17 protein-coding genes are annotated in these 19071 nt (G+C 69.1%); 5 read left to right on the top strand and 12 right to left on the bottom strand.

Annotation, left to right across the window (positions count from 1 at the left end; all coding sequences use genetic code 11):
* Nucleotides 1-72: 72 nt before the first annotated feature.
* The 4 genes from ACIBLA_RS21890 to ACIBLA_RS21875 all read right to left on the bottom strand — a co-directional run bounded on the left by ACIBLA_RS21890 (nucleotide 73) and on the right by ACIBLA_RS21875 (nucleotide 4440).
* Entirely contained in the window at nucleotides 73-1416 is a 1344-nt protein-coding gene (locus ACIBLA_RS21890) for an amidohydrolase/deacetylase family metallohydrolase (protein ID WP_399199521.1), read from the bottom strand.
* Nucleotides 1417-1492: 76 nt separating this feature from the next.
* On the bottom strand, nucleotides 1493-1963 hold the full coding sequence (locus ACIBLA_RS21885; protein ID WP_329391702.1) for a RidA family protein: 471 nt from the start codon (nucleotides 1961-1963) through the stop codon (nucleotides 1493-1495).
* Between the two features lie 106 nt (nucleotides 1964-2069).
* Nucleotides 2070-3611 carry an aminotransferase class V-fold PLP-dependent enzyme gene (locus ACIBLA_RS21880; protein WP_363244892.1) on the bottom strand — a complete coding sequence of 514 codons (1542 nt, stop codon included), beginning with the start codon at nucleotides 3609-3611 and terminating at the stop codon, nucleotides 2070-2072.
* 304 nt (nucleotides 3612-3915) lie between these two features.
* The gene (locus tag ACIBLA_RS21875) at nucleotides 3916-4440 is read right to left on the bottom strand and encodes a hypothetical protein (RefSeq protein ID WP_363244891.1); all 525 of its coding nucleotides are present in this window, start codon (nucleotides 4438-4440) and stop codon (nucleotides 3916-3918) included.
* Between the two features lie 330 nt (nucleotides 4441-4770).
* On the opposite strand from ACIBLA_RS21875, the gene ACIBLA_RS21870 reads away from it, so the two are divergent.
* Nucleotides 4771-5313 carry an SRPBCC family protein gene (locus ACIBLA_RS21870; protein ID WP_363244890.1) on the top strand — a complete coding sequence of 181 codons (543 nt, stop codon included), beginning with the start codon at nucleotides 4771-4773 and terminating at the stop codon, nucleotides 5311-5313.
* A 31-nt stretch (nucleotides 5314-5344) separates the two neighbouring features.
* Here ACIBLA_RS21870 and ACIBLA_RS21865 read toward each other — a convergent pair whose 3' ends face one another.
* Nucleotides 5345-5941 (bottom strand): hypothetical protein, encoded by a 597-nt coding sequence (locus tag ACIBLA_RS21865; protein WP_399199519.1) that lies wholly within the window; start codon nucleotides 5939-5941, stop codon nucleotides 5345-5347.
* Nucleotides 5942-6066: 125 nt separating this feature from the next.
* Between ACIBLA_RS21865 and ACIBLA_RS21860 the strand changes: the two genes are divergently transcribed.
* The 4 genes from ACIBLA_RS21860 (at nucleotide 6067) to ACIBLA_RS21845 (ending at nucleotide 8876) form a co-directional block, all read left to right on the top strand.
* A complete protein-coding gene (locus ACIBLA_RS21860) occupies nucleotides 6067-6822 on the top strand; it encodes a VOC family protein (protein WP_363244888.1) in 756 nt (251 codons plus the stop codon).
* Between the two features lie 105 nt (nucleotides 6823-6927).
* Entirely contained in the window at nucleotides 6928-7290 is a 363-nt protein-coding gene (locus ACIBLA_RS21855; protein WP_399199518.1) for a VOC family protein, read from the top strand.
* A gap of 68 nt (nucleotides 7291-7358) precedes the next feature.
* Complete coding sequence (locus ACIBLA_RS21850) at nucleotides 7359-8342, top strand: aldo/keto reductase (RefSeq protein ID WP_363244886.1); 984 nt, start codon at nucleotides 7359-7361, stop codon at nucleotides 8340-8342.
* A gap of 18 nt (nucleotides 8343-8360) precedes the next feature.
* Nucleotides 8361-8876 (top strand): GNAT family protein, encoded by a 516-nt coding sequence (locus tag ACIBLA_RS21845; RefSeq protein WP_363244885.1) that lies wholly within the window; start codon nucleotides 8361-8363, stop codon nucleotides 8874-8876.
* Between the two features lies 1 nt (nucleotide 8877).
* On the opposite strand, the gene ACIBLA_RS21840 is transcribed toward ACIBLA_RS21845, so the two are convergent.
* The 7 genes from ACIBLA_RS21840 to ACIBLA_RS21810 all read right to left on the bottom strand — a co-directional run bounded on the left by ACIBLA_RS21840 (nucleotide 8878) and on the right by ACIBLA_RS21810 (nucleotide 19009).
* Nucleotides 8878-10104, bottom strand: a complete 1227-nt coding sequence (locus ACIBLA_RS21840) for an SGNH/GDSL hydrolase family protein (protein WP_399199517.1) — start codon at nucleotides 10102-10104, stop codon at nucleotides 8878-8880.
* Nucleotides 10101-12551 carry a glycosyl hydrolase family 95 catalytic domain-containing protein gene (locus ACIBLA_RS21835; RefSeq protein ID WP_399199515.1) on the bottom strand — a complete coding sequence of 817 codons (2451 nt, stop codon included), beginning with the start codon at nucleotides 12549-12551 and terminating at the stop codon, nucleotides 10101-10103. The genes ACIBLA_RS21840 and ACIBLA_RS21835 overlap by 4 nt, the downstream gene beginning before the upstream one ends.
* 101 nt (nucleotides 12552-12652) lie before the next feature.
* Nucleotides 12653-14500: an alpha-galactosidase D gene (locus ACIBLA_RS21830; protein ID WP_399199514.1), complete on the bottom strand. Its 1848-nt coding sequence runs from the start codon at nucleotides 14498-14500 to the stop codon at nucleotides 12653-12655.
* A gap of 54 nt (nucleotides 14501-14554) precedes the next feature.
* Complete coding sequence (locus tag ACIBLA_RS21825; RefSeq protein WP_399199513.1) at nucleotides 14555-15475, bottom strand: carbohydrate ABC transporter permease; 921 nt, start codon at nucleotides 15473-15475, stop codon at nucleotides 14555-14557.
* Nucleotides 15472-16455: a carbohydrate ABC transporter permease gene (locus ACIBLA_RS21820; protein WP_399199512.1), complete on the bottom strand. Its 984-nt coding sequence runs from the start codon at nucleotides 16453-16455 to the stop codon at nucleotides 15472-15474. The genes ACIBLA_RS21825 and ACIBLA_RS21820 overlap by 4 nt, the downstream gene beginning before the upstream one ends.
* A 56-nt stretch (nucleotides 16456-16511) precedes the next feature.
* Nucleotides 16512-17825: an ABC transporter substrate-binding protein gene (locus ACIBLA_RS21815; protein ID WP_363246759.1), complete on the bottom strand. Its 1314-nt coding sequence runs from the start codon at nucleotides 17823-17825 to the stop codon at nucleotides 16512-16514.
* A complete protein-coding gene (locus ACIBLA_RS21810; protein WP_363246761.1) occupies nucleotides 17822-19009 on the bottom strand; it encodes an ROK family transcriptional regulator in 1188 nt (395 codons plus the stop codon). The genes ACIBLA_RS21815 and ACIBLA_RS21810 overlap by 4 nt, the downstream gene beginning before the upstream one ends.
* Nucleotides 19010-19071 lie beyond the last annotated feature (62 nt).

Here is a 19071-nt window from a genome sequence, read left to right as displayed (position 1 = left end):
CTCCCGACCTGTGCGGTCGGGAGCGGCTCCGGCTGTTCTCTCGGGCGTCCGGCTGCGGGACCTGTGGTCCGGCTACGGGGCCGCGTGCTCCGTGTCGGTCCTGTTGCCCACGGCGCCCGGCTTCCACGGCTTCGCCGCCCTGCCGTTGAGGTCCCAGACGACCTCACCCGCGCGCACCGTCAGCTCCGTGACCAGCTTCTCCTTGCCGTCGACCCGCAGACCGAAGCTGTCCGTGTACCCGAACGTGCCCTTCTGCAGGTCGAAGACCGCGATGTCGGCCGACGACCCGACGGACAGGTTGCCGAGGTCCTTACGGCCCAGGGCCTGCGCCGGCTTCCAGGTGGACTCCTCGATGACGTCCTTGAGGGGCTGACCCATCGTGAGGAACTTGGACATGACGTTGGACATGTCCTTCATGCCCGCGTTCATGCTGGTCACATGGAGGTCCGTGGAGATGGTGTCGGGCCAGAAGCCCTCCTCCTTCCCTTCCATGGCGACGTTCCAGTCGAAGCTCCCGCCGCCGTGGCCCACGTCGAAGAGCACGCCGCGCTCACGCCCGGCCGCCAGGGCGGGGTTGAGCTTGCCGTCCTCGCCCAGCTCGCCGCGCAGACCCGAGTACACGTGCGAGTAGATGTCGCCGGGCCGCAGCTTCTCGGTGAGCAGTTCCTCGATGGTCCGCTCCGGGCTGTCCGACCCGAAGTCGATCATCGCCGGGATGCCCGCGATCTCGCCGGCCTCCACCGAGCGCTCCACCGGTGCCCATGACGGGCCGTCGTAGTGCGCCGTCTTGATGCCCCGGATGATCTCCGGATACTTCTTGGCGACCTTCGCGGCCTCGGCCGCGTCCATGTTGTCGAGGTCCTGTTCCTTGTCGCCCCCGGCCATGCCCTTGCCGACGATGTTCAGCAGCGACAGCACGCGCGTCTTGGACGTGTCGACGATGTTCTTCTTGAACAGGTCGAAGTTCTCCCAGCCGGCCGACCCGGTGTCGAGCGCCGTCGTCACCCCCGACCGGAAGGTGAAGCCGTCCGGCGGCACACCGAGAACGCCGTTGGAGTACGCGTCCTCCGGACCCCGGAACAGATGCGTGTGCATGTCGATCAGACCGGGGGTCAGATACTTCCCCTCGATGTCGACCGTCCGCTCGGCGCGGGAGGGGTCGATCTTCGGTCCGACCGCCGCGATCTTGCCGTTCTTCACGGCGATGTCCAGGACCTTGTCACGGTTGTTCTTGGGGTCGATGACATGGCCCCTCCGCAGCAGAAGGTCATAGGTGACCGCGGACGCCGAGGCGTCCGAGCCCGCGGCCGGGTCGTCCGAGGACCCGCCGGTGGCGCTGCTGGCGGCCGATGCCCCCACCACGAGGGTGAGAACCGCGGGGAGCACGGCCCAGGGGGCCCGTGATCTCAGTGTCATGCCAACCCCAATTTCGTTCGGTGAAGCGGAATACGAGCGGTGGTGATGCGGCGGATGAAGCGGGCGGTGGCGTCACTCATCGCACGGCGATGCAGTCGATCTCGACGAGCGAGTCGCCGGGGATGCCGGCCTGCGCGGCGATCGTGGTGCGTACGCCCGGCTCGGGCCCGAAGCGGCCGAGGAAGACGGCGTTCATGCCGTCGTAGTCGTCCAGGGAGTTGAGATAGACGTTGACCTTGAGCACCCGGTCCATGGACGATCCGGCGGCTTCGAGGTACTTCTCCACCTCGTTGAGCACATGCTCGGTGTGCGCGGTGATGTCGCCCTCGAAGTGCGCGCCGATGCCCGAGATGAAGACCAGATCGCCGTAGCTGACGACGGGGCTGAACAGCGGGTTCTCCGGCGGCTCGCCGCCGCCCGGGTAGTGGATCTCCTTCTCGGGCTTGTGGCGCTTGCGGTCCTCGGTCGCCTTGACGGCCAGCGCCGGGGTCGCGGCCACTGCCGCCACGACCGGGGCCTTGCGGATGAAGTCCCTGCGGTTCGTCACGCGTCCTCCTTCGTCCGTGCCCGCACGCGCACGCGTGGGCACGGAGCGTCAATGGAATTGCTGCTGGGTTGAGGAGAGTTGAGAGAGTGGAGCGGAGGCGTGGGGCTCAGCCGCCGCGCTCGGCCTTCCATGTGGCCTTCAGGTACTCACCCATGTTGAGTTCGCCGCCCATCGAGTCACCGTTGAGCGTCCCGGTGAACGTGAAGTCGAGTGCGTCACCGGACGATTCGCTGAGCGTGCTGCGCACGGTCACCGTCTTGCCGCTGACCGAACCGGTCGCCTTCCTGGACACGTACTCACCGGTGTGGGTGCCGGTTATCCCGGCGCCGTCCTGCGTGAGTTCGAGCCGGTGCGCACTCGAACTGCCCGCCAGATACTCGATGTCGAGCGTCCATGTGCCGCTCGCGTCGACGGACGGCGGACGCGGGGGAGCGGGCGGTGCGGGCGGGTCGGTGAGTATGCGGACCAGCGCGTCGGCGATGATCTTCTCCTCGCCGGGCTGGAGCATGTACGGCGTGATCGAGACGCCCGTCCGCGCCGGGTCGTCGCTGCCGGCCGTGTTGAGCGCGATACGCGGCTCGGCCCCGTACAGCGTGTCCATCACGGTCCTGCCCGACACGCCGAGCTTCTTCTCGTTCCAGGTGATCGAGAGCGACGGCGTGCGGTTCGACAGGCTGTCCGGCTGCGTGACGTCGGTCTTCACACTCCCGATCGCGGAGACCCGGCGGGCGATGGTCTTCAGCCAGGACTCCCACCGCGCGAACTCGGCGTCGTGGTCGCGCTGGACCCACATCTCGACCGCGGCCAGCATCCCCATGGCCTCTTCCTTGCCGACCTTGTAGCCACGGCCGATGCCGTGGTGAGGTGCGCTGCTGACCCACGCGGCGCGTACGAGATCCTCCCGGCCCAGCAGCAGACCGGCCGACTGCGGGCCGCGGATGGCCTTGCCGCCGCTGTACGCGACGAGGTCGGCGCCGCGCTCCAGATGCACGTTGGGGATGGTCAGGATCTCGGCGGCGGCGTCGACGAGCACCGGCACGCCCTCGGGCCCGGCGATGTCCGCGATGACGTTCGTGGGGAGTTCGCTCTCGTCCACCCTCGGCCCCGCCATGATGTAGATCAGCGCGGTCTGCGGGCCGATGGCCGCCTTCAGTTCGTCGGGTGTCGACACCTCGACCACCTTCACGCCGACCGCGCTGACCGCGGCCTCGTACACGTTGCGCGAGTGGGCGGGGATGATCACTTCGGTCTTCTGGAAGCCCGTCAGATCGGGCAGCCGCACATGCAGGTCCGGGTTTCCGCCCGAGACACACGCCGTGGTGGCGTGCGTGAGCGCCGCATGACAACCGGACGCCACCAGCCCGTGTTCCGCCTTGGTGATCTCCGCCAGCCGCTTGCCCACCGCCTCGGCCAGCTCGTCCAGTTGTACGAACTGTCTTGCCGCCGCGTCTATCGCTTCCCGCACTTCGGGCAGCATCAGCGAACCGCTGATGACGGTGTAGGTGCCGCGCCCGTTGATCAGCGGCCGTACACCGATCCGTCCGTAGACGTCCTTCCCGGCCGCTGCCACCGTCCCCCCGGTGGACTGCGCCAGAGCCTCGGTCGCGCCGCCGAGCAGCGGCCCCAGGGAGAGGACACCGCCCGCCACCGCGCTGCGTTGCAGAATTGCACGACGGGAAAGAGCATTACTTGGCATTCCGGCTCCCGTGTCGCCTTGTGAGTCAATGTGCGGACCACGGTAAGGAGCCGGGAGGCAGGTGTTAAGCGCGTCTTCCAGATGACAGTATTCGATTTCCGGATCGGTGTCCGACCTGCGGTTTTAAATAAAACAGGGTCGAGTGTTGAACAATTTACCGTCGGATTACGTACGGCTGTGGAGTACCCCGGATTGTGGTTGCGGGAAGGCCCCTGGGAAGGCCGGGAAGGCCGGGAAGGCAGTCCGAAGGCCCGACTCAGGGTGCCGGTTCCACTTCCAGGAAGCGTCGGCGGCGGGGGCCGCGGTAGAGCAGCGCCTCCCAGCCCAGCGGGGTCAGGACGGTGGCACACGCGGTGAGTTGGCGCTCCTCGTCCTGTGCCGCGCCGCTGCCGTGCGGGCCGAGCCACTCCACCCGTACCGTTCCCGCCCGTTCGCCCGCGGCGACGCGGTAACCCGTTGCCGTTCGCAACCCTTCGCCGTCTACCGCGGAGGGCGGGATTCCCGCGGCCTCCAGTGCCAGGGCGATGGCGCGGACCGGCTGATTCCGCTCCCAGACGGCCGGGACGGCGGCGGGATCGGGAGCGGTGGTGGTGCTGGTGTTGGTGAGGCGGCGGATCTGCGACAGGCCGCCGAAGGCGACCCGGACCTCGGCGGCGCGCACCTCCGGCGCCACGGGGGACGGCGGGCCGTCGCCGGTCGCAGCGGCGAAACCGCCCGACCGCTCCGAGCCCGCGTCGGAGTCCGAGCCGGAGCCCGAGCGCGCGTCCGAGTCAGCCGTCATGCCTGAACAGTAGACCTGAACAGGGAAAGACCCCGACCGGACGGGGGAGACCGATCGGGGCCGTTTCGGCGGGGTGCGGGCGGCGGTCGCCTCCTGGCGATGGGCTCCACAGGGCTTCAGCCGAACGATCTTCCCTATGGGCATTTCTGAATGGGCCCGGGGACACTGTTCCGTCCACACCCTCACTGTCCTCAACGGCTACCCGCCACCGAATGTTCCCGCATTGTTCCGGTCGTCCTTTTCGCACCGTGGAGCGGACGGGGGCCACTGTCAGTGCCGGGTGATAGACCGGGACTCCCGGCCGCCCAGCAGTCCGCAGGAGGAGATCCCATGGCACCGAGCCCGACCCCGAGCCCGGCCCCGACCGGCAGGCTGCTGCGTACATCCGAGGGGGTCGACCTGGTCCTCACCCGAGGGTTCGCCCTCCCGGTCGAGGAGGTGTGGGCGGCGGTCACCGAGTCGGCGCGCACCGCCCTGTGGTTCGGCCCGTGGGAGGGAGACGGCGCTCCCGGCGGCACGGTGCGCGTGCGACTCGTCTTCGAGGAACAGACGCCCTGGACCGAGGTGCACATCGACGTGTGTGAGGCGCCGCACCGCCTGGTCGTCTCGACGGTGGACGAGGCCGGCAGCTGGAATCTGGAACTGAGACTGTCGGCGACGCCCGCCGAGGGAGCCGCCGCCGACACGGGTGGCACGGAGTTCCAGTTCATCCAGCACCTCCGTACGAAGGCCGGTGTCGGCGAGATCGGACCGGGCTGGGAGTACTACCTGGACAAGCTCCGCGCCTCTCTCGACGGCACCCCGCAGTCGGCGGTGTTCGAGGACTACTACCCGGCGCAGAAGGCCTACTTCGACGGGCTCACGGCCGAGTAGCCCGGCACGAGCGGCGGCCGGCGGTGGTCCCTCACAGTGCCCAGTCGGCCGAGGCGACCGAGGTCCGCGTACGGCCGAACTCCAGGGTGGTCAGGACCGCCTCCGCCGGCAGATCGAAGACCAGCCACCCACGGGCCGACCGACCGGCGGCGAGCGGCACGGGCCAGCTCATCACCGGGCCCACCGTGAGATCGGCGGAAGCGGGCAGAGGCACATGCCGGTAGCCGTGTGTGTCAACGGCGGCGAAGCTGTGCGCCACGTCGTGCCCGTACGGCCGCGCGCCCGCGTTGCTCACCTCGGCGAGGACGGCGACCCACTTCCTGCCGTCCGCGGCCCGCGCGTCCTTCGCGGCGCCGGGACCGGTGGCAGCGGCCCTGCGCGCCTCGTCCACGACGGCCGTCACCGCCATGGCCAGCATCGCCTCGTCGTGATCGCCGGGATGGTTCACGAGCACCGTGTCACCGAGCAGTACGGCGGTCCGGGCAGGCCGTACGGTCGGCACGGACCGCCCGTCGTCGGACTCCGAGTCGTGCTGCGGCGGCAGGCAGCCGGTGAGGGTGCACGCGGCACCGACGGCGACGGCGAGAAACGTCAGGCCGAGGGGGCGGCGCCTGGGGAAGCGTGTCATGACCGAATGATGGAGCGCCCGAATGTGTAGACGCCGCTCATCCGCAGGTGTTTCCAGGACATCTTCTGTCCTGGATGGTGCCTACGTTGGGGTCATCGCGCCGACGCCCGACGAAGGAGCAGACGATGAGCGTTCTCAGCGGCAACCAGCCCGAAGGCACCCCCACCTGGATCGATCTCAGGACCCCCGACCGCGAGGGCGCGCTCGACTTCTACCAGGCGCTCTTCGGCTGGGAGTACAAGCCGTATCCGACCGGTGCCGCCGACGGCACTCTCTGTCTGCTGCGCGGCCGGCCGGTCGCCGGAATCGTCCCGGACCCGGACCGGACCGCCGCCGTGTGGACCATGTACTTCGCCACGGACGACTGCGACGACACCGCCCGGCGCGCCACCGAGGCGGGCGGCCGGCTGATCGAGGCGCCGGCGGACCTGGCCGACCACGCCCGTACGGCCGTCGCGGTGGACGCGGTCGGCGCCCGGTTCGGGCTGTGGCAGGGCCGTGCCCGGCTCGGCAGTGAGATCGTGAACGAGCCCGACTCGCTGGTCCGCAACGACCTGATCACCCCCGATCCCGAGCCGGCCCGTGCCTTCTACACGTCGCTCTTCGGCCTGACGCTGGACGGCAACGACGAAGTGCCAGACCTCGACTTCACCTTCCTGCGCCGTCCCGACGGCCACGAGATCGGCGGGATCATCGGCAGTACCGACGTTCCCTCGTCCGCGTGGGGCACGCTGTTCGCCGTGTCCGACACGGACGCCGTGGCCGCGCGTGCCGCGGTGTCCGGCGGCTCGTCCACCGAACCCGAGGACACCCCCTACGCGCGCATGGCCGCCGTCACCGACCCGTCGGGCGCGGTGTTCTCGGTGGGCACGGCGCCGTAGTCGCCGACCGATGAGTCGCGGGCCCGCCGTCGGTCAACAAGAAGAGATCACCCGTGAGCCGGACGTTCCCCTCGGGGGCGCAGCGGCCATCAGCAGGAGGAACGCATGACCGCCACCATCACGACCATCGTCGTCACCCCCGCCATCGATCGGCTGCTGTCGTTCTACCAGGGCCTGCTCGGCGCCGTGGAGACTTCACGTACCCCTGAGGAAGGACCGCCGTTCTTCATCAATCTCCGGGTCGGCGACTCCGACCTCGGGCTCGTGTCGGACGCGGACGTCGAACTCGGCACGGCGCAGCGGATGCTGCTGAGCGTCGCCGTCGCCGACGTGAACGAGCTGGTCCAGCACGTCGACGGACTCGGCGGGCAGGTGCTCGGGCCCGCCAACGACATGCCCTGGGGCCAGCGGGTGGCCCATATCAAGGACCCGGACGGCAACGCGGTCAATCTCACGCAGCAGCTCTGAGTCCAACGCCGGCCACCCCCGGCTGCCCCGCCCGATCCAGCCGCATCGGCAGACGTAGCATCGCCCGTATGGAGAAGCGCGTACTGGGCAGGACGGGCCGTGAGGCCTCCGTCGTCGGACTGGGCACATGGCAGCTGGGGGCCGACTGGGGTGACGTCGCCGAGGCCGACGCCTTCGCCGTCCTCGACGCGGCGCTCGAAGCGGGCGTCACCTTCTTCGACACGGCGGACGTCTACGGGGACGGCCGTAGCGAGCAGCTCATCGGCCGGTTCCTGAAGAACCGCCCCGACGCCGACGTGTTCGTCGCGACGAAGATGGGCCGCCGGGCCGAGCAGCGCCCCGAGAACTACAGCCTGGACAACTTCCGTGCCTGGAACGACCGTTCACGCGCCAACCTCGGCGTCGACACCCTGGACCTGGTCCAACTGCACTGCCCGCCCACGGCCGTCTACTCCGCCGACGCCGTCTTCGACGCACTCGACACCCTGGTCGCGGAGAAGCGGACAGTGGCCTACGCGGTGAGTGTCGAGACCTGCGCCGAGGCGCTGACCGCCATCGCCAGGCCGGGTGTCGCCTCCGTACAGATCGTCCTCAACCCCCTCCGGCTCAAGCCGCTCGAAGAGGTGCTGCCCGCCGCCCGAGAGGCGGGCGTCGGCATCATCGCGCGCGTCCCCCTCGCCTCCGGCCTGCTGTCCGGCAGGTACGCGAAGGACACGGTCTTCGCCGCCGACGACCACCGCAGCTTCAACCGGCAGGGCGAGGCGTTCGACCAGGGCGAGACCTTCTCCGGCGTCGACTACGCCACGGGACTCGCGGCGGCCGTCGAATTCTCCGGCCTGGCCCCCGAAGGGGCCACGCCGGCCCAGACCGCGCTGCGCTGGATCATTCAGCAGCCCGGCGTCAGCAGCGTCATCCCCGGTGCCCGCTCCGTCGAGCAGGCAAGGGCCAATGCCGCGGCGGCCTCGCTCCTGCCGCTGTCGCAGACCACGCTGGACGCGGTGCGCGAGCTGTACGACCGCCGTATCCGCGCGGAGATCCACCACCGCTGGTAGATCTACTAGCGTGCTCCCATGGACAAGACACTGAAGGGCGCCCTCGTCATCCTGCGCCCCGCCGTCCCCCACGACATACCCGCACTCGCCGCCATCCGCGCCACGCCCGAGGTCTACGCGACGTGGCGCGGTGGTGACGACCTGCTCGCGGCCGTGACCGAGGATCTCGACGAGCCCGACATCACCTCGCTGGTGATCGAAGTGGACGGCGCCGTCGTCGGCGCGATCCAGTGGGGCGCCGAGGAGGACGACGACTACCGGCACGCGAGCATCGACATCTACGTCGATCCCGCGGCGCACGGCCGCGGAGTGGGCACCGACGCCGTACGGACCCTGGCCCGGCATCTGATCAGGGACGTCGGTCACCATCGCATCGTGATAGATCCGGCCGCCGACAACGCGGCGGCGATCAGGTGCTACGGCAAGGTGGGCTTCCGGCCCGTCGGGATCATGCGGGACTACGAGCGGGGGCCCGACGGGACCTGGCACGACGGACTCCTGATGGACCTCCTCGCCGCCGACCTCACCGACTGAGTCAATCGCGGGCGCACTCCAGGGACTTGAGCGCGACCGAGTCGGCCATCGCCTGCATGCCCTTGTCGTTGGGGTGCAGATGGTCGCCGCCGTCGAACGTGGGCAGCATCCGCTCCGCGTCGTACGGGCTGCGCAGCACCTTGTCGAAGTCCGCGACCGCGTCGACCGCCCCGCTGGTGCGGATCCACTCGTTCACCTCGGCGCGCACGGCCTCCTCCTGCGGATCCCACTCCGACCAGCCCTTGAACGGCAGGACGGTGGCGCCGATGACACACAGGCCCGCCGCGTGCGACCGGTCGATGATCTCGCGGTAACCCGCCGTCAGGGCGGCGGCCGTGACACCGGTGTGGGACTTGATGTCGTTGACGCCCTCGAACAGGACCACCGTCCGCACACCGGGCAGCGACAGCACGTCCCGGTCGAGCCGCTTGAGCGCGCTCTGCGCGGCACCGTCCGCCAGGACCTGGTTGCCCGAGATCCCCGCGTTCGCCACGCCCTTCACGGTGCTGCCCGCCGCGCCGTGCAGCCGCCGGGCCAGAAAGTCGGGCCAGCGCAGGTTCCTGTCGGCGCCGGACTGCCAGCCGTCCGTGATGGAGTCCCCGAGCGTCACGACCGCGCCGGCGCCGCGCTCCGCCTCCACGGTGACCGCGTCGAGGTAGAACCACGACCCCAGCCGCTCCGTGTACGCGCCGTCCCGCTCCCGCGCCGCGTGGTTTCCACCCGTGGCGTACGACGTCTGGAGAGCCATCCCGTGCCCGGTGGCGGGTCCGCCCGCCTCCCGTACGTACAGACTGACGGCGAGGTCGCTCATCGCCGCCACCCTGCCGGGGAGCGGATCGCTGTAGCGGATCTCGCCCGGCGCCAGGGTCACGGACGCGGAGCCGTCGAAGCCGAGTCTCCTGTTGGTGCCGGGGCGCAGCCGGGCGCCGCTCTCGCGGAGCCCGGCGTACGCGCTGCCGATGACCAGCGGCCGGTCCCCGAACGCGTTGGAGACCCGTACCCGAAGTCCCGTACCGCCCACGCTCGTTCGCACGATCAGCCGGTAACTGCGGTCGCCGGCCGCCTCACCCGTCCGGTCGGCGCTCGCCGCCCAGGTGACGACCGACTTCGCGGGCGGCGCGGGCACCGCCACGCCGGCGGCCGTGGCGGACGGGACATGGGCGGGCGCGAGCAGGAGCGAGCAGAGTGCCAGCACCCCGACCAGCCGACGGCGTACGGCCCCGCTCATCCGAAGTCCCGCAACGTGACGCTTCCGCCGGAACGCAGGTCCACATTGTGCGAGACACCTCCGGCCGTGACCTTCGTCCTCCGTCCGCCGACACTGCGGATCCTCGCCTCACGGACCTTCCCGTCCCGCCAGTCCAGATCCACGACGAAACCGCCGCGCGCGCCGATGCCGGTGACCGAACCGGACCGCGCCCACGCCTCGGGCAGCGCCGGCAGCAGCTCGATATGGCCGGGCCGCGAGTAGAGCAGCATCTCGATCATCGCCGCGGGAGTACCGAAGTTGGACTCGATCTGGAAGATCCCGCGGCCCTTCTCGACCTCGTAGATGTCGAAGAGGTTCATCGCGGTGCCGTTGCTGCCGTCGACGGACGGCCGCAGATTGTTGACCACCAACTCGTAGGCGTTGTCAGCGTGCTTGAGCCGCGCCCAGCACAGCGCGCGCCAGGCGTTCGCCCAGCCGAAGCTCTCCATCCCACGGGCGGTGAGGAGTTCGGTCGCGCCTTTCACCAGAGCCGCCGGGGAGGAGTCGGGGCGGATCCGGTCCCCGGGGAACAGGCCCATAAGCGGCGAGAGATGACGGTGCGTCGTCTCGCCGAGATTGTCGGGGGACATCCACTCCTGGAGCCGGCCGGTCTTCGGGCTGACCTCCGGCATGTACAGACGCTCCTGGAGTCCGGCCACCGTCCTGGCGAACGCCGCGTCCCTGCCCAGCAGTTCGCAGGCCTCCCGGTAGTTGGCGAACAGGTCGCGGACCACCTCCTGCGCGTAGGTGATGCCCTTCGCGTCCTGCGGGCCGTGCTCCGGGGACCAGTCGTTGTCGGCGACCAGGACCTCTCGGTCCTCGCCGCTCTCCGCGTCCCTGACCGTCATGGTCACCAGCCGGGTCTCCCAGAACTCGCAGGCACCTCTGAGCATCGGGTAGATCTTCTTCACATGCGCCAGGTCCCGCGTGTACTGGTAGTGCTCCCAGAGCGAGTTGCACAGCCACGCGTTGCCCGGCGGGTGCCACCACCAGCCGAGTCCGCCGTAGATGTTCGTCGAGTACGCCACCGTCCAACCGGCCACCCGGCCGGAGGAGTTGCGGAACCGGTTGCGCGGATCGTTGAAGTGGGTGCGGGTGAGTTCGGACCAGACCGGGAGCTGCGCGAGACAGTAGTCGGTGAACGCGTCGAAGTTGCGCGAGAGCGCGGTGCGGTCGGCCATCCAGTAGTTCATCTGGATATTGACGTCGGTGTGGTAGTCGCCCATCCAGTCCGGGTCGTTGCCGTCCAGCCACGGCCCTTGGAGGGCCACCGGCAGTCCGTCCCGCGAGCTGCTGATCATCAGATAGCGGCCGAACTGGACGTACAGCGCTTCGAGTTCGGGATCGGGCACGTCCTGCTGCGTACGGTGCTTCAGCCGCTCCCAGGTATCCAGGGCCCGCTGCTCGCCCGTCGACGGCCCCAGCGAGACGCTCATTCCGTCGAACTGGTCGCGGTGGTCGGCGACATGGGTGTGGAGCAGCGTGGTGGGGGAGTGGCGTACGGCGCTCTGCACCTTGGCCCTGGCGAGGGCGACCGGATCGAGGTCCGGGTCGCGGTAGCCGGTGGTGTGGTCCGGGGCGTAGTTCGAGCCGCCGCTGATGACCACGGTCAGGTCGGCGCACCGGGTGAAGACGATCCGCGAGTCGCGCGTGGTGACCGAACCGCTTCTGCTGCGTGCGGTGACGGCGGCACCGTACCGCAGCCCGTTGGCGAACTCCGCGCCGAGGAACAGGGTGTCGCTCCCGCCGTCCGCCGATGTCGTCTCGTCATGGGTGCCGTCGAGCGAGATCGTGCCGGTGTAGTGGCCGCCGCCGCGCTGAGAGAAGTGGACGACGATCACGTCGTCCGGATGGCTGGCGAAGACGCGGCGCTCGTAGCCGACACCCGACCGGACGTAGTTGGAGGTGACCAGGCCCTGGTCGACGTCGAGTTCGCGGCGGTAGTCGTTGACCGTGCCGAGATCGTGGTCCGGGATGTCGATCGACACATGGGCCAGCTGGGTGAAGCTGCCGAAGTCGGCGCGCCCGTAAGGGAATTGTCCGTCGGCGTCCAGTACGTCGTTGATCCCGCCGGTCCACATCGTGGCGTCGGAGACGAAGAGGAGTTCATGACCGGGGTCGTTGCCGACGAGCGCGCCGAGCCGTCCGTTGCCGACCGGCAGGGCCCGCTCCAGCATCGTCTTACTCCCGGCCGGCGCGCGGTACCACATCCGGGTCGTCGAGCCCTCGCCCTCGGCGAGCATCGGGGAGGTGGTGGGGCGCTTCGGGGGCGCGGAGGCGGCAAAGGCGGGAAGTGCGCCGAGCGCGGTGAGCGTGCCGACGCCGGCGGCGAGCGTGAGCGCGCGACGCCGCGTGGGACCAGTGGTGGGACAGGCGGTGGGACCGGCGGCGGGCTGGTCAGGGGTGTGCGGATGCTGATCGTTCACGGGGCAACTCCATTCCTGCGGAACGGGAGGTACGGGGCGACGGACCGGGGGCGCGCCGGTCAGGACGCGCCCCCCTCGTTCTGGTACGCGGCCGGCCGGGATCAGAGGCGTGGCACGTCGATCTTGTCGATGTCCGACGAGTAGCCCTCACCGCTGTCGAAGGTGACGGTGTTGCTGCCCGCCTTCAGCGTGACCGGCACGCTGATCGAGTCGACCGCCGACCAGCCGCCGGTGGCCGGAAAGGCCGTCGCGACCGGCGCCTTGCCGTTGGCCGAGATACCGATCGACCGTGGATCGCCCGAGGTGTAGGCGACCTTCACCAGATAGCGGCCGGTCTTGCTGACGACGACATCCGTGAACTGGACCTTGCCACCGACGTAGAGGTTGCCGACCTTCTTCGTGCCGGAGCACTCGTCGCAGCCAGCGACGGACGCCGAGCCGGTGAGGACGTTGTCCGGGGACTCCGCCTCGTACACGGTCGTCGTCAGCTCGGGCCCCTGCGGGGTGACGGTGAACAGCCGCGAGCCGTGCGCCGGTACGGCCTGGGTGATGCCGTCCTTGTGCCGGCCGAGGCTCTCGCGGTTCCACACATCACGTACGGAAGCCTGACCGGTGAAGCCGAGCGCCTGCCAGTCGGCGGTCACCGGGGAGGCGGAGTCACCCTGGTTGAACAGGGCGACGGTGTAGCTGCCGTCGGGGTTCTCCGACGCCCAGACCTGCTCGTCGCCGACCGAGGTGACCGGCTTGGCGGGCTTCCCCGGCTGCTGGTTGATCTTCAGCACGTCGCGGTTGGTCATCAGCGACAGCCCGTAGTCGTCGAGCTTGGTGAGGTCGTCACCGCTGTACAGCGGGGACTTGGCCACCGCCCACAGCGTCATGTAGCTCTGCCGCTCGGCCTTGGTGAGGCCGCTCATGGCGGCGTTGCCGACATTGATGGCGTCCAGGTCGTTCCAGCCGCCGGGCCCGGCGTAACGCGTCCAGCCCGGTGTGTCACGCCACCGGTCCTCGACCGAGTTCTCCCACGACACGAGGGTGTTGCAGTAGCACTCGACGTCCGTGTCCACACGCCATCCGTTGGACGTGGCCTGCCAGTCCTTGGCGTAGTTGATGTCGAGCGACCACGAGATCTCCAGGTGGATGGGGCGCCCGGTGTTCTTGATGGCCTTCTGCCAGGCGGCGACATCCGTGCGGTTGTCGTACTGGTCACCGCTCTTGAAGGATCCCGGACCCACACCGTCCAGCTTGAGGAAGTCGTATCCCCAGTCGGCGATGAGCCGGGCCTGCGAGTCGATGTACTTCTGCGCGCACGGCTTCGAGAAGTCGATCTTGTACGAGCTGTCCCAGCCGTTGGTCGTCCGCAGATCGCTGTGGACGATGTCCCCGGTGGTGCAGTCGTCGGTGTTCCAGATCCGCAGCTTGCCGTCCCCGTACCCCTCCTTCTCCAGACCCACGGGAAGGTAGATACCGGCCTTGAGCCCCTTGCCGTGAATACGGTCCGCGACCGCCTTCATCCCGCTGGGGAAGCGCTCCGTGTTGGTCTTCTGGCGCCCGTACTCGTCGAACTCCGGCGTCCAGTCCCAGCCGCGCCACCAGCCCGCGTCGATGTTGACGTACTCGTAGCCGTACTTCTTGAGCTTGGAAGCCAGCGCGTCCGTCTGCTTGGTGACGTTGGCCTCGGTGAGATAGCTGTAGTTGCCGTTGGGGTTCACCCCCGGATACGAGGTGGTCTGGAGGCTCCAGCTGCTCCAGCCCATGTACGGCTTCTCGGCGATGGCCGCGGCGGGGTCCGCAGCGGGGGGCGTGGCCGCGGCCGGGCCTGCTGCGGCGGTGTGGCCGCGTACGTCGGACGCCTGAACCGACGCCGGTACGGCGACGGCGAGACCTGCCATGACGGCGAGGACGAGCGCGGCACGCAGCGTTCTCGCCGCGGTGCGGGTGGGTGGGCGCATGGGAAAGGGCCTCCTGCTCTCTTCTGAAGGGGAGGTGCGGGTCCAGGGGTTCGGCTACTTGCCGGCGCCGATCGTCAGACCGCTGATGAACTGGCGCTGGAGCGCGAAGTACACGATCAGCGTGGGAATCGCGGTCATCAGCGCACCGGCCGCGATGAGGTTGGGATTGGTGAAGTACTGCCCCTCCAGGCCGGCGAGCGCGGAGGTCACGGGACGCTTGTCACCGGTCTCGATCAGCACGAGCGGCCAGAAGAAGTCGTTGTAGATCCAGATCGACTCCAGCGTCGCGAGCGCGGCGAACGCCGGCCGGCACAGCGGCAGCACGATCTGGAAGAACTGCCGCCACACGGGCGCGCCGTCCACGAGCGCGGCCTCGGTGATCTCCTTCGGGATCGTCTTCATGTAGTTGCTCAGCACGAAGGTGCAGAAGCCGCACTGGTAGGCGACATGGATGACGATGATGCCCCAGTAGGAGTTGTAGAGCAGATAGGAGTCGCTCATCCAACCGGGCAGATTCCACTGGAGATACAGCCGGTACAGCGGCGTGATGAGCACCTGGGCCGGGAGCAGATTGCCCGCGGTGAACAGCATCAGCAGCGCGATGTTCCAGCGGAAGTCGAAGCGCGACACGTAGAAGGCGACCGCGGCGGAGAAGAAGAGGGTGCCGAGCACGGCGGGCACGGTGACGAGCACCGAGTTCCAGAAGAAGTGCGCGAGCCCCGACTGCGCCCAGGCGTCGCCGAAGTTCTCCAGACTCAAGCCTCTGGGCCAGGACAGATAGCCGTTCTTCGCGGTGTCCTCGTACGGTCGCAGCGAGGTGTACATCGCCCACAGCAGCGGGACCAGCCACAGCAGGGAGATCCCGGCGAGGAGGAGATGACGGCCCGTCTGGCGGCGCGGGCGTGAGCTCCGGTGGGGAGGTGTGCCGTGCGGCGCCCGTGGCCGGGCGGCCGGAGGTGTGGCGGTCGCGGTCACTCCTCCTCCTTGTCCTTGCGGAAGTTCTGTACGAGGAAGGTGCAGATGGCGGTCAGCGAGACCAGCAGCATGATCACCGCGATCGCCGAGCCGTAACCGATGTGACTGGTCTCGCCGACGATGTTGTCGGTGATCAGGAGGGAGAGCAGTTCCATGCCGGGCTTGCTGCCGATGCCGCCGCCGAGGACGTACACGATGTCGAAGGCGCGCAGCGACTCCATCGCCGTGACAACGAGGATGACGATGTTGACCGGCTTCAGCGCGGGGAAGACCACGCGCAGGAACGTCTGCCGGCCATTGGCGCCGTCCAGCGCGGCGGCCTCCTTGAGCGCGGGGTCGAAGCCTTTGAGCCCGGCCAGATAGAGGATCATGATGTAGCCGGTGTGCCGCCACGCGGACGCGACGAGCACGGCCCACAGATTGAGGTCGGGGTCGCCGAGCCAGTCGATGTGGGTGCCGGGCGACGCCGCGCCGATGATGCCGTTCAGCAGCCCGTTGTCCGGGTTGTAGATGATCTCCCAGATCAGCCCGACCACCGCGAGGGACAGCACCATGGGCAGGAAGATCGCGGTCTGGTAGATCCGGGTGAAGCGGATCTTCCGGTCGAGCTGGTACGCGAGGAAGATCCCGAACGGCGTCGGCAGCAGCGCGGTGAACAGCAGCCAGATCACGTTGTGCTGGACGGCCGGCCAGAACGGCGGGTAATTGGTGAAGATCTCCCGGTAGTTGGCCCAGCCGATCCAGTCGATGTCCGACAGCGAGATGCCGTCCCAACTGGTGAAGGAGAGCGCGAACGAGGCGAGCGCCGGCAGCCAGACGAAGACCAGCAGGGCCAGCAGCGGCAGACCGACGATGACGCCGAGGAACAGCCGGTCGAGCGGGCCGAGCCGGCGCGGCCTGCGCCGGCGGGCCGGCGGATCTGGCGCGGCGGGCGCGGCGGGCGTGACCGGTTCCTCCGGTGCTTCGAGTGTGGAAGTCATAGGGGTGGGCGTCCCTCAGGCGGCTCGACGGGGTGGCGGCTCGGGTCGGGACGGGCTCAGCCGGGGAAGAAGCGCGAGCGCTGCGACTCGATCTTCTTCAGCGTGGCCGCCCCGTCGTCCGGATGGCCGAGCCACTGCGTCAGGCCGGGCAGCACGACGGTGGAGATGAACCCCGGATCGCTGTCCCGGTCGCCGAACTGGGTGATGTGCTTCGCAGCACCGATCAGCTCCGCCGACTTCTTCTGCAGCGCGTTGTACGCGCTGGTGTCGGCCTTGCTGTGGACGGCGACATTGCTCGGGTCGACGCCCATGTAGATGTTCTCCGCCTCGGGGCTGCCGAGGAATTCGAGGAACTTGCGGGCGCCTTCGGGGTTCTTGGGCTTGCGGCTGAGCATGAATCCGTCGGTCGGCGCCTCGACGCTGTCGATGCCGTGCGCCGGGTCGATCTCCGGGAACGGGAAGAAGTCGATGTCCTCGCGCAGGGCCTGGTCGGTGATCTGCTGCCCCAGGAAGAGCCCGATGACCGCCATGCCTGATTTCTTGTCGAGCAGCGACTGGGCCGCGTCCTGCCACGAGCGACCGCCGGCGCCCGGCTGGTGGTACGGGGCGATCTCCCGCCACAGGTCGAGCACCGTACTCATGCGCCGGTCGCTCCACGCGACGTCGCCGCGCATCAGCTCCATATGGAAGTCGTAGCCGTTGGCACGCAGGTTCAGATAGTCGAAGGCGCCCAGGATGGACCAGCTGTCGCCACCGCCGTAACCGGAGGCGATGGGCGAGAGCCCGTCCTTCTTCATCCTCTTGGCCAGCGCGACGAACTGCGCCCAGGTGGCAGGCGCCGTGTAGCCGCGCTCCTTGAAGACGCTCCTGCGGTAGAAGACGGCCCACGGATAGTTGTACAGCGGTACGAAGTAGTACGTGCCGTCGGTGCCCTTCGAGAGCTGCTTCGCTGCCTCGCTGAACCCGGAGCCGATGGTCTCCCACACCTCGTCGACCGGACCGGCCAGCTTCTTCTCCGCGAAGTACCGCATGCGGTAGCCGGCGAACCAGGTGAAGGTGTCGTCCGGGGTGCCCTGGAGATAGCTGGAAATGCTCTTCTGGAAGGTGTCGTGGTCGACCGTGTTGGTCTTGACCGTCAGCTCGGAGTCCTTGGTGAAGGCCTTGGTCAGTGCCGCGTACGCCTTCTTCGGCGTGGCGTCGGCGCCGTTGGACCCGAACGTCACGGTCTTCGGGTCGGCGGCCGGCGGACCGCCGCCGCACGCCGCCAGGGCGGGTCCGGCGAGGGCGACCGCTCCCGCTCCCATCAGCCCGTTGACGACGCTGCGTCGTCGCGGACCACCGGCTGCGGGTATGCGGCTCTGCTGCGTCATCGCTTCTCCTGGAAGGTGTCGGATCCGATGAAGGTCTGTATCGCGGTGGCCGCGGCCCCGCGCGCCCACTCCTCGAACGGCAGCGGACGCGTGATCACGTCGCACTGATCGGCCGTGCTGAAGGCGGTCGCGGAGAACGCCTCCTTGATCTGGGCGGCGAACAGGTCGTACGCCGCGAGCCCTTCGCCCGAGATGATCACGCGCTTCGGGCCGAGCAGATTGACCACGCTGCCGATCGCCCGGCCGATCGCCGCGCCCGCGTCCGCGTACGCCGCGCGTGCCACCGGGCTTCCGCCGTGGGCGAGTTCGAGTGCCTGTGCCGGGCCGGTCAGTGGCTCGCCGGTGTCGCCCTCGATACGCCGCACGATGGCCGAGTCCGAGGCGATCGCCTCCACGCAGCCGTGGTTGCCGCAGTGGCACAGCGGCCCGCGCGGGTCGATGGAGAGATGGCCGATCTCCCCGGCCACACCGTGCGCCCCCGAGACCACGTTCCCGTTGACGACGAGACCGCAGCCGATACCGGCGCCGACGGTGACCAGGGCGAAGTTGGAGAGTCCCACCCCGGCGCCGAACCACTGCTCGGCCACCGTCAGCGCCCGTACGTCGTTGTCCACGGTGGTGGGCAGCCCGGTCGCCGCCGCCGTGAGTTCGGCCAGCGCGATGTCACGCCAGTCGAGGAACGGCGAGTACCGTACGGCTCCGGCCGCCCGGTCCACATCGCCGGACACGGCGACCGCGAGGCCCCGCACCTGGACGCCGAAACCCTCGGCCTCCGTCCTCAACTCGGCCGTCAGCTCCGCGATCACGGCGATCACGGCACCGGGCTCACGGTCGGTGAGTGGTACATGGCGGGCCAGCCGGATCCGGCAGCACAGGTCCGCCAGCACCGCGATCACCTCGTCGGCCGTCACCTTCACACCGATGAACAGGGCCCTGCCGCCGTCCACCCGTACCGGGTTGGCGGGCCGCCCCACAGCCGGCGGGGCGCTGTCGTCCACCGCCTCGACCAAGTAGCCCGCCGCCATGAGGGGGCGTACGGCCTTGGTCACGGCGGCCGACGAGAGGCCGGTGCGGCGGGACAACTCCACACGCGAGAGCGGACCCTGGGACAGGACGGTGGTGAAGACCGAGGAGGCGGCGGGGGTGGCCGCCGGAAACGCCTCCACCTGGTCGGTCGTTGACATGGCCGGAAACGTAGGTGAGTTAATTTCCTCTGTCAATAAAAAAAACAGGAACCCTGCGAAGT

This window comes from Streptomyces sp. NPDC050433 (assembly GCF_044458565.1).
GTDB lineage: Bacteria > Actinomycetota > Actinomycetes > Streptomycetales > Streptomycetaceae > Streptomyces.
Note: the sequence above shows the minus strand (reverse complement) of the source record. Positions and strands in the feature narration are given on the sequence as shown.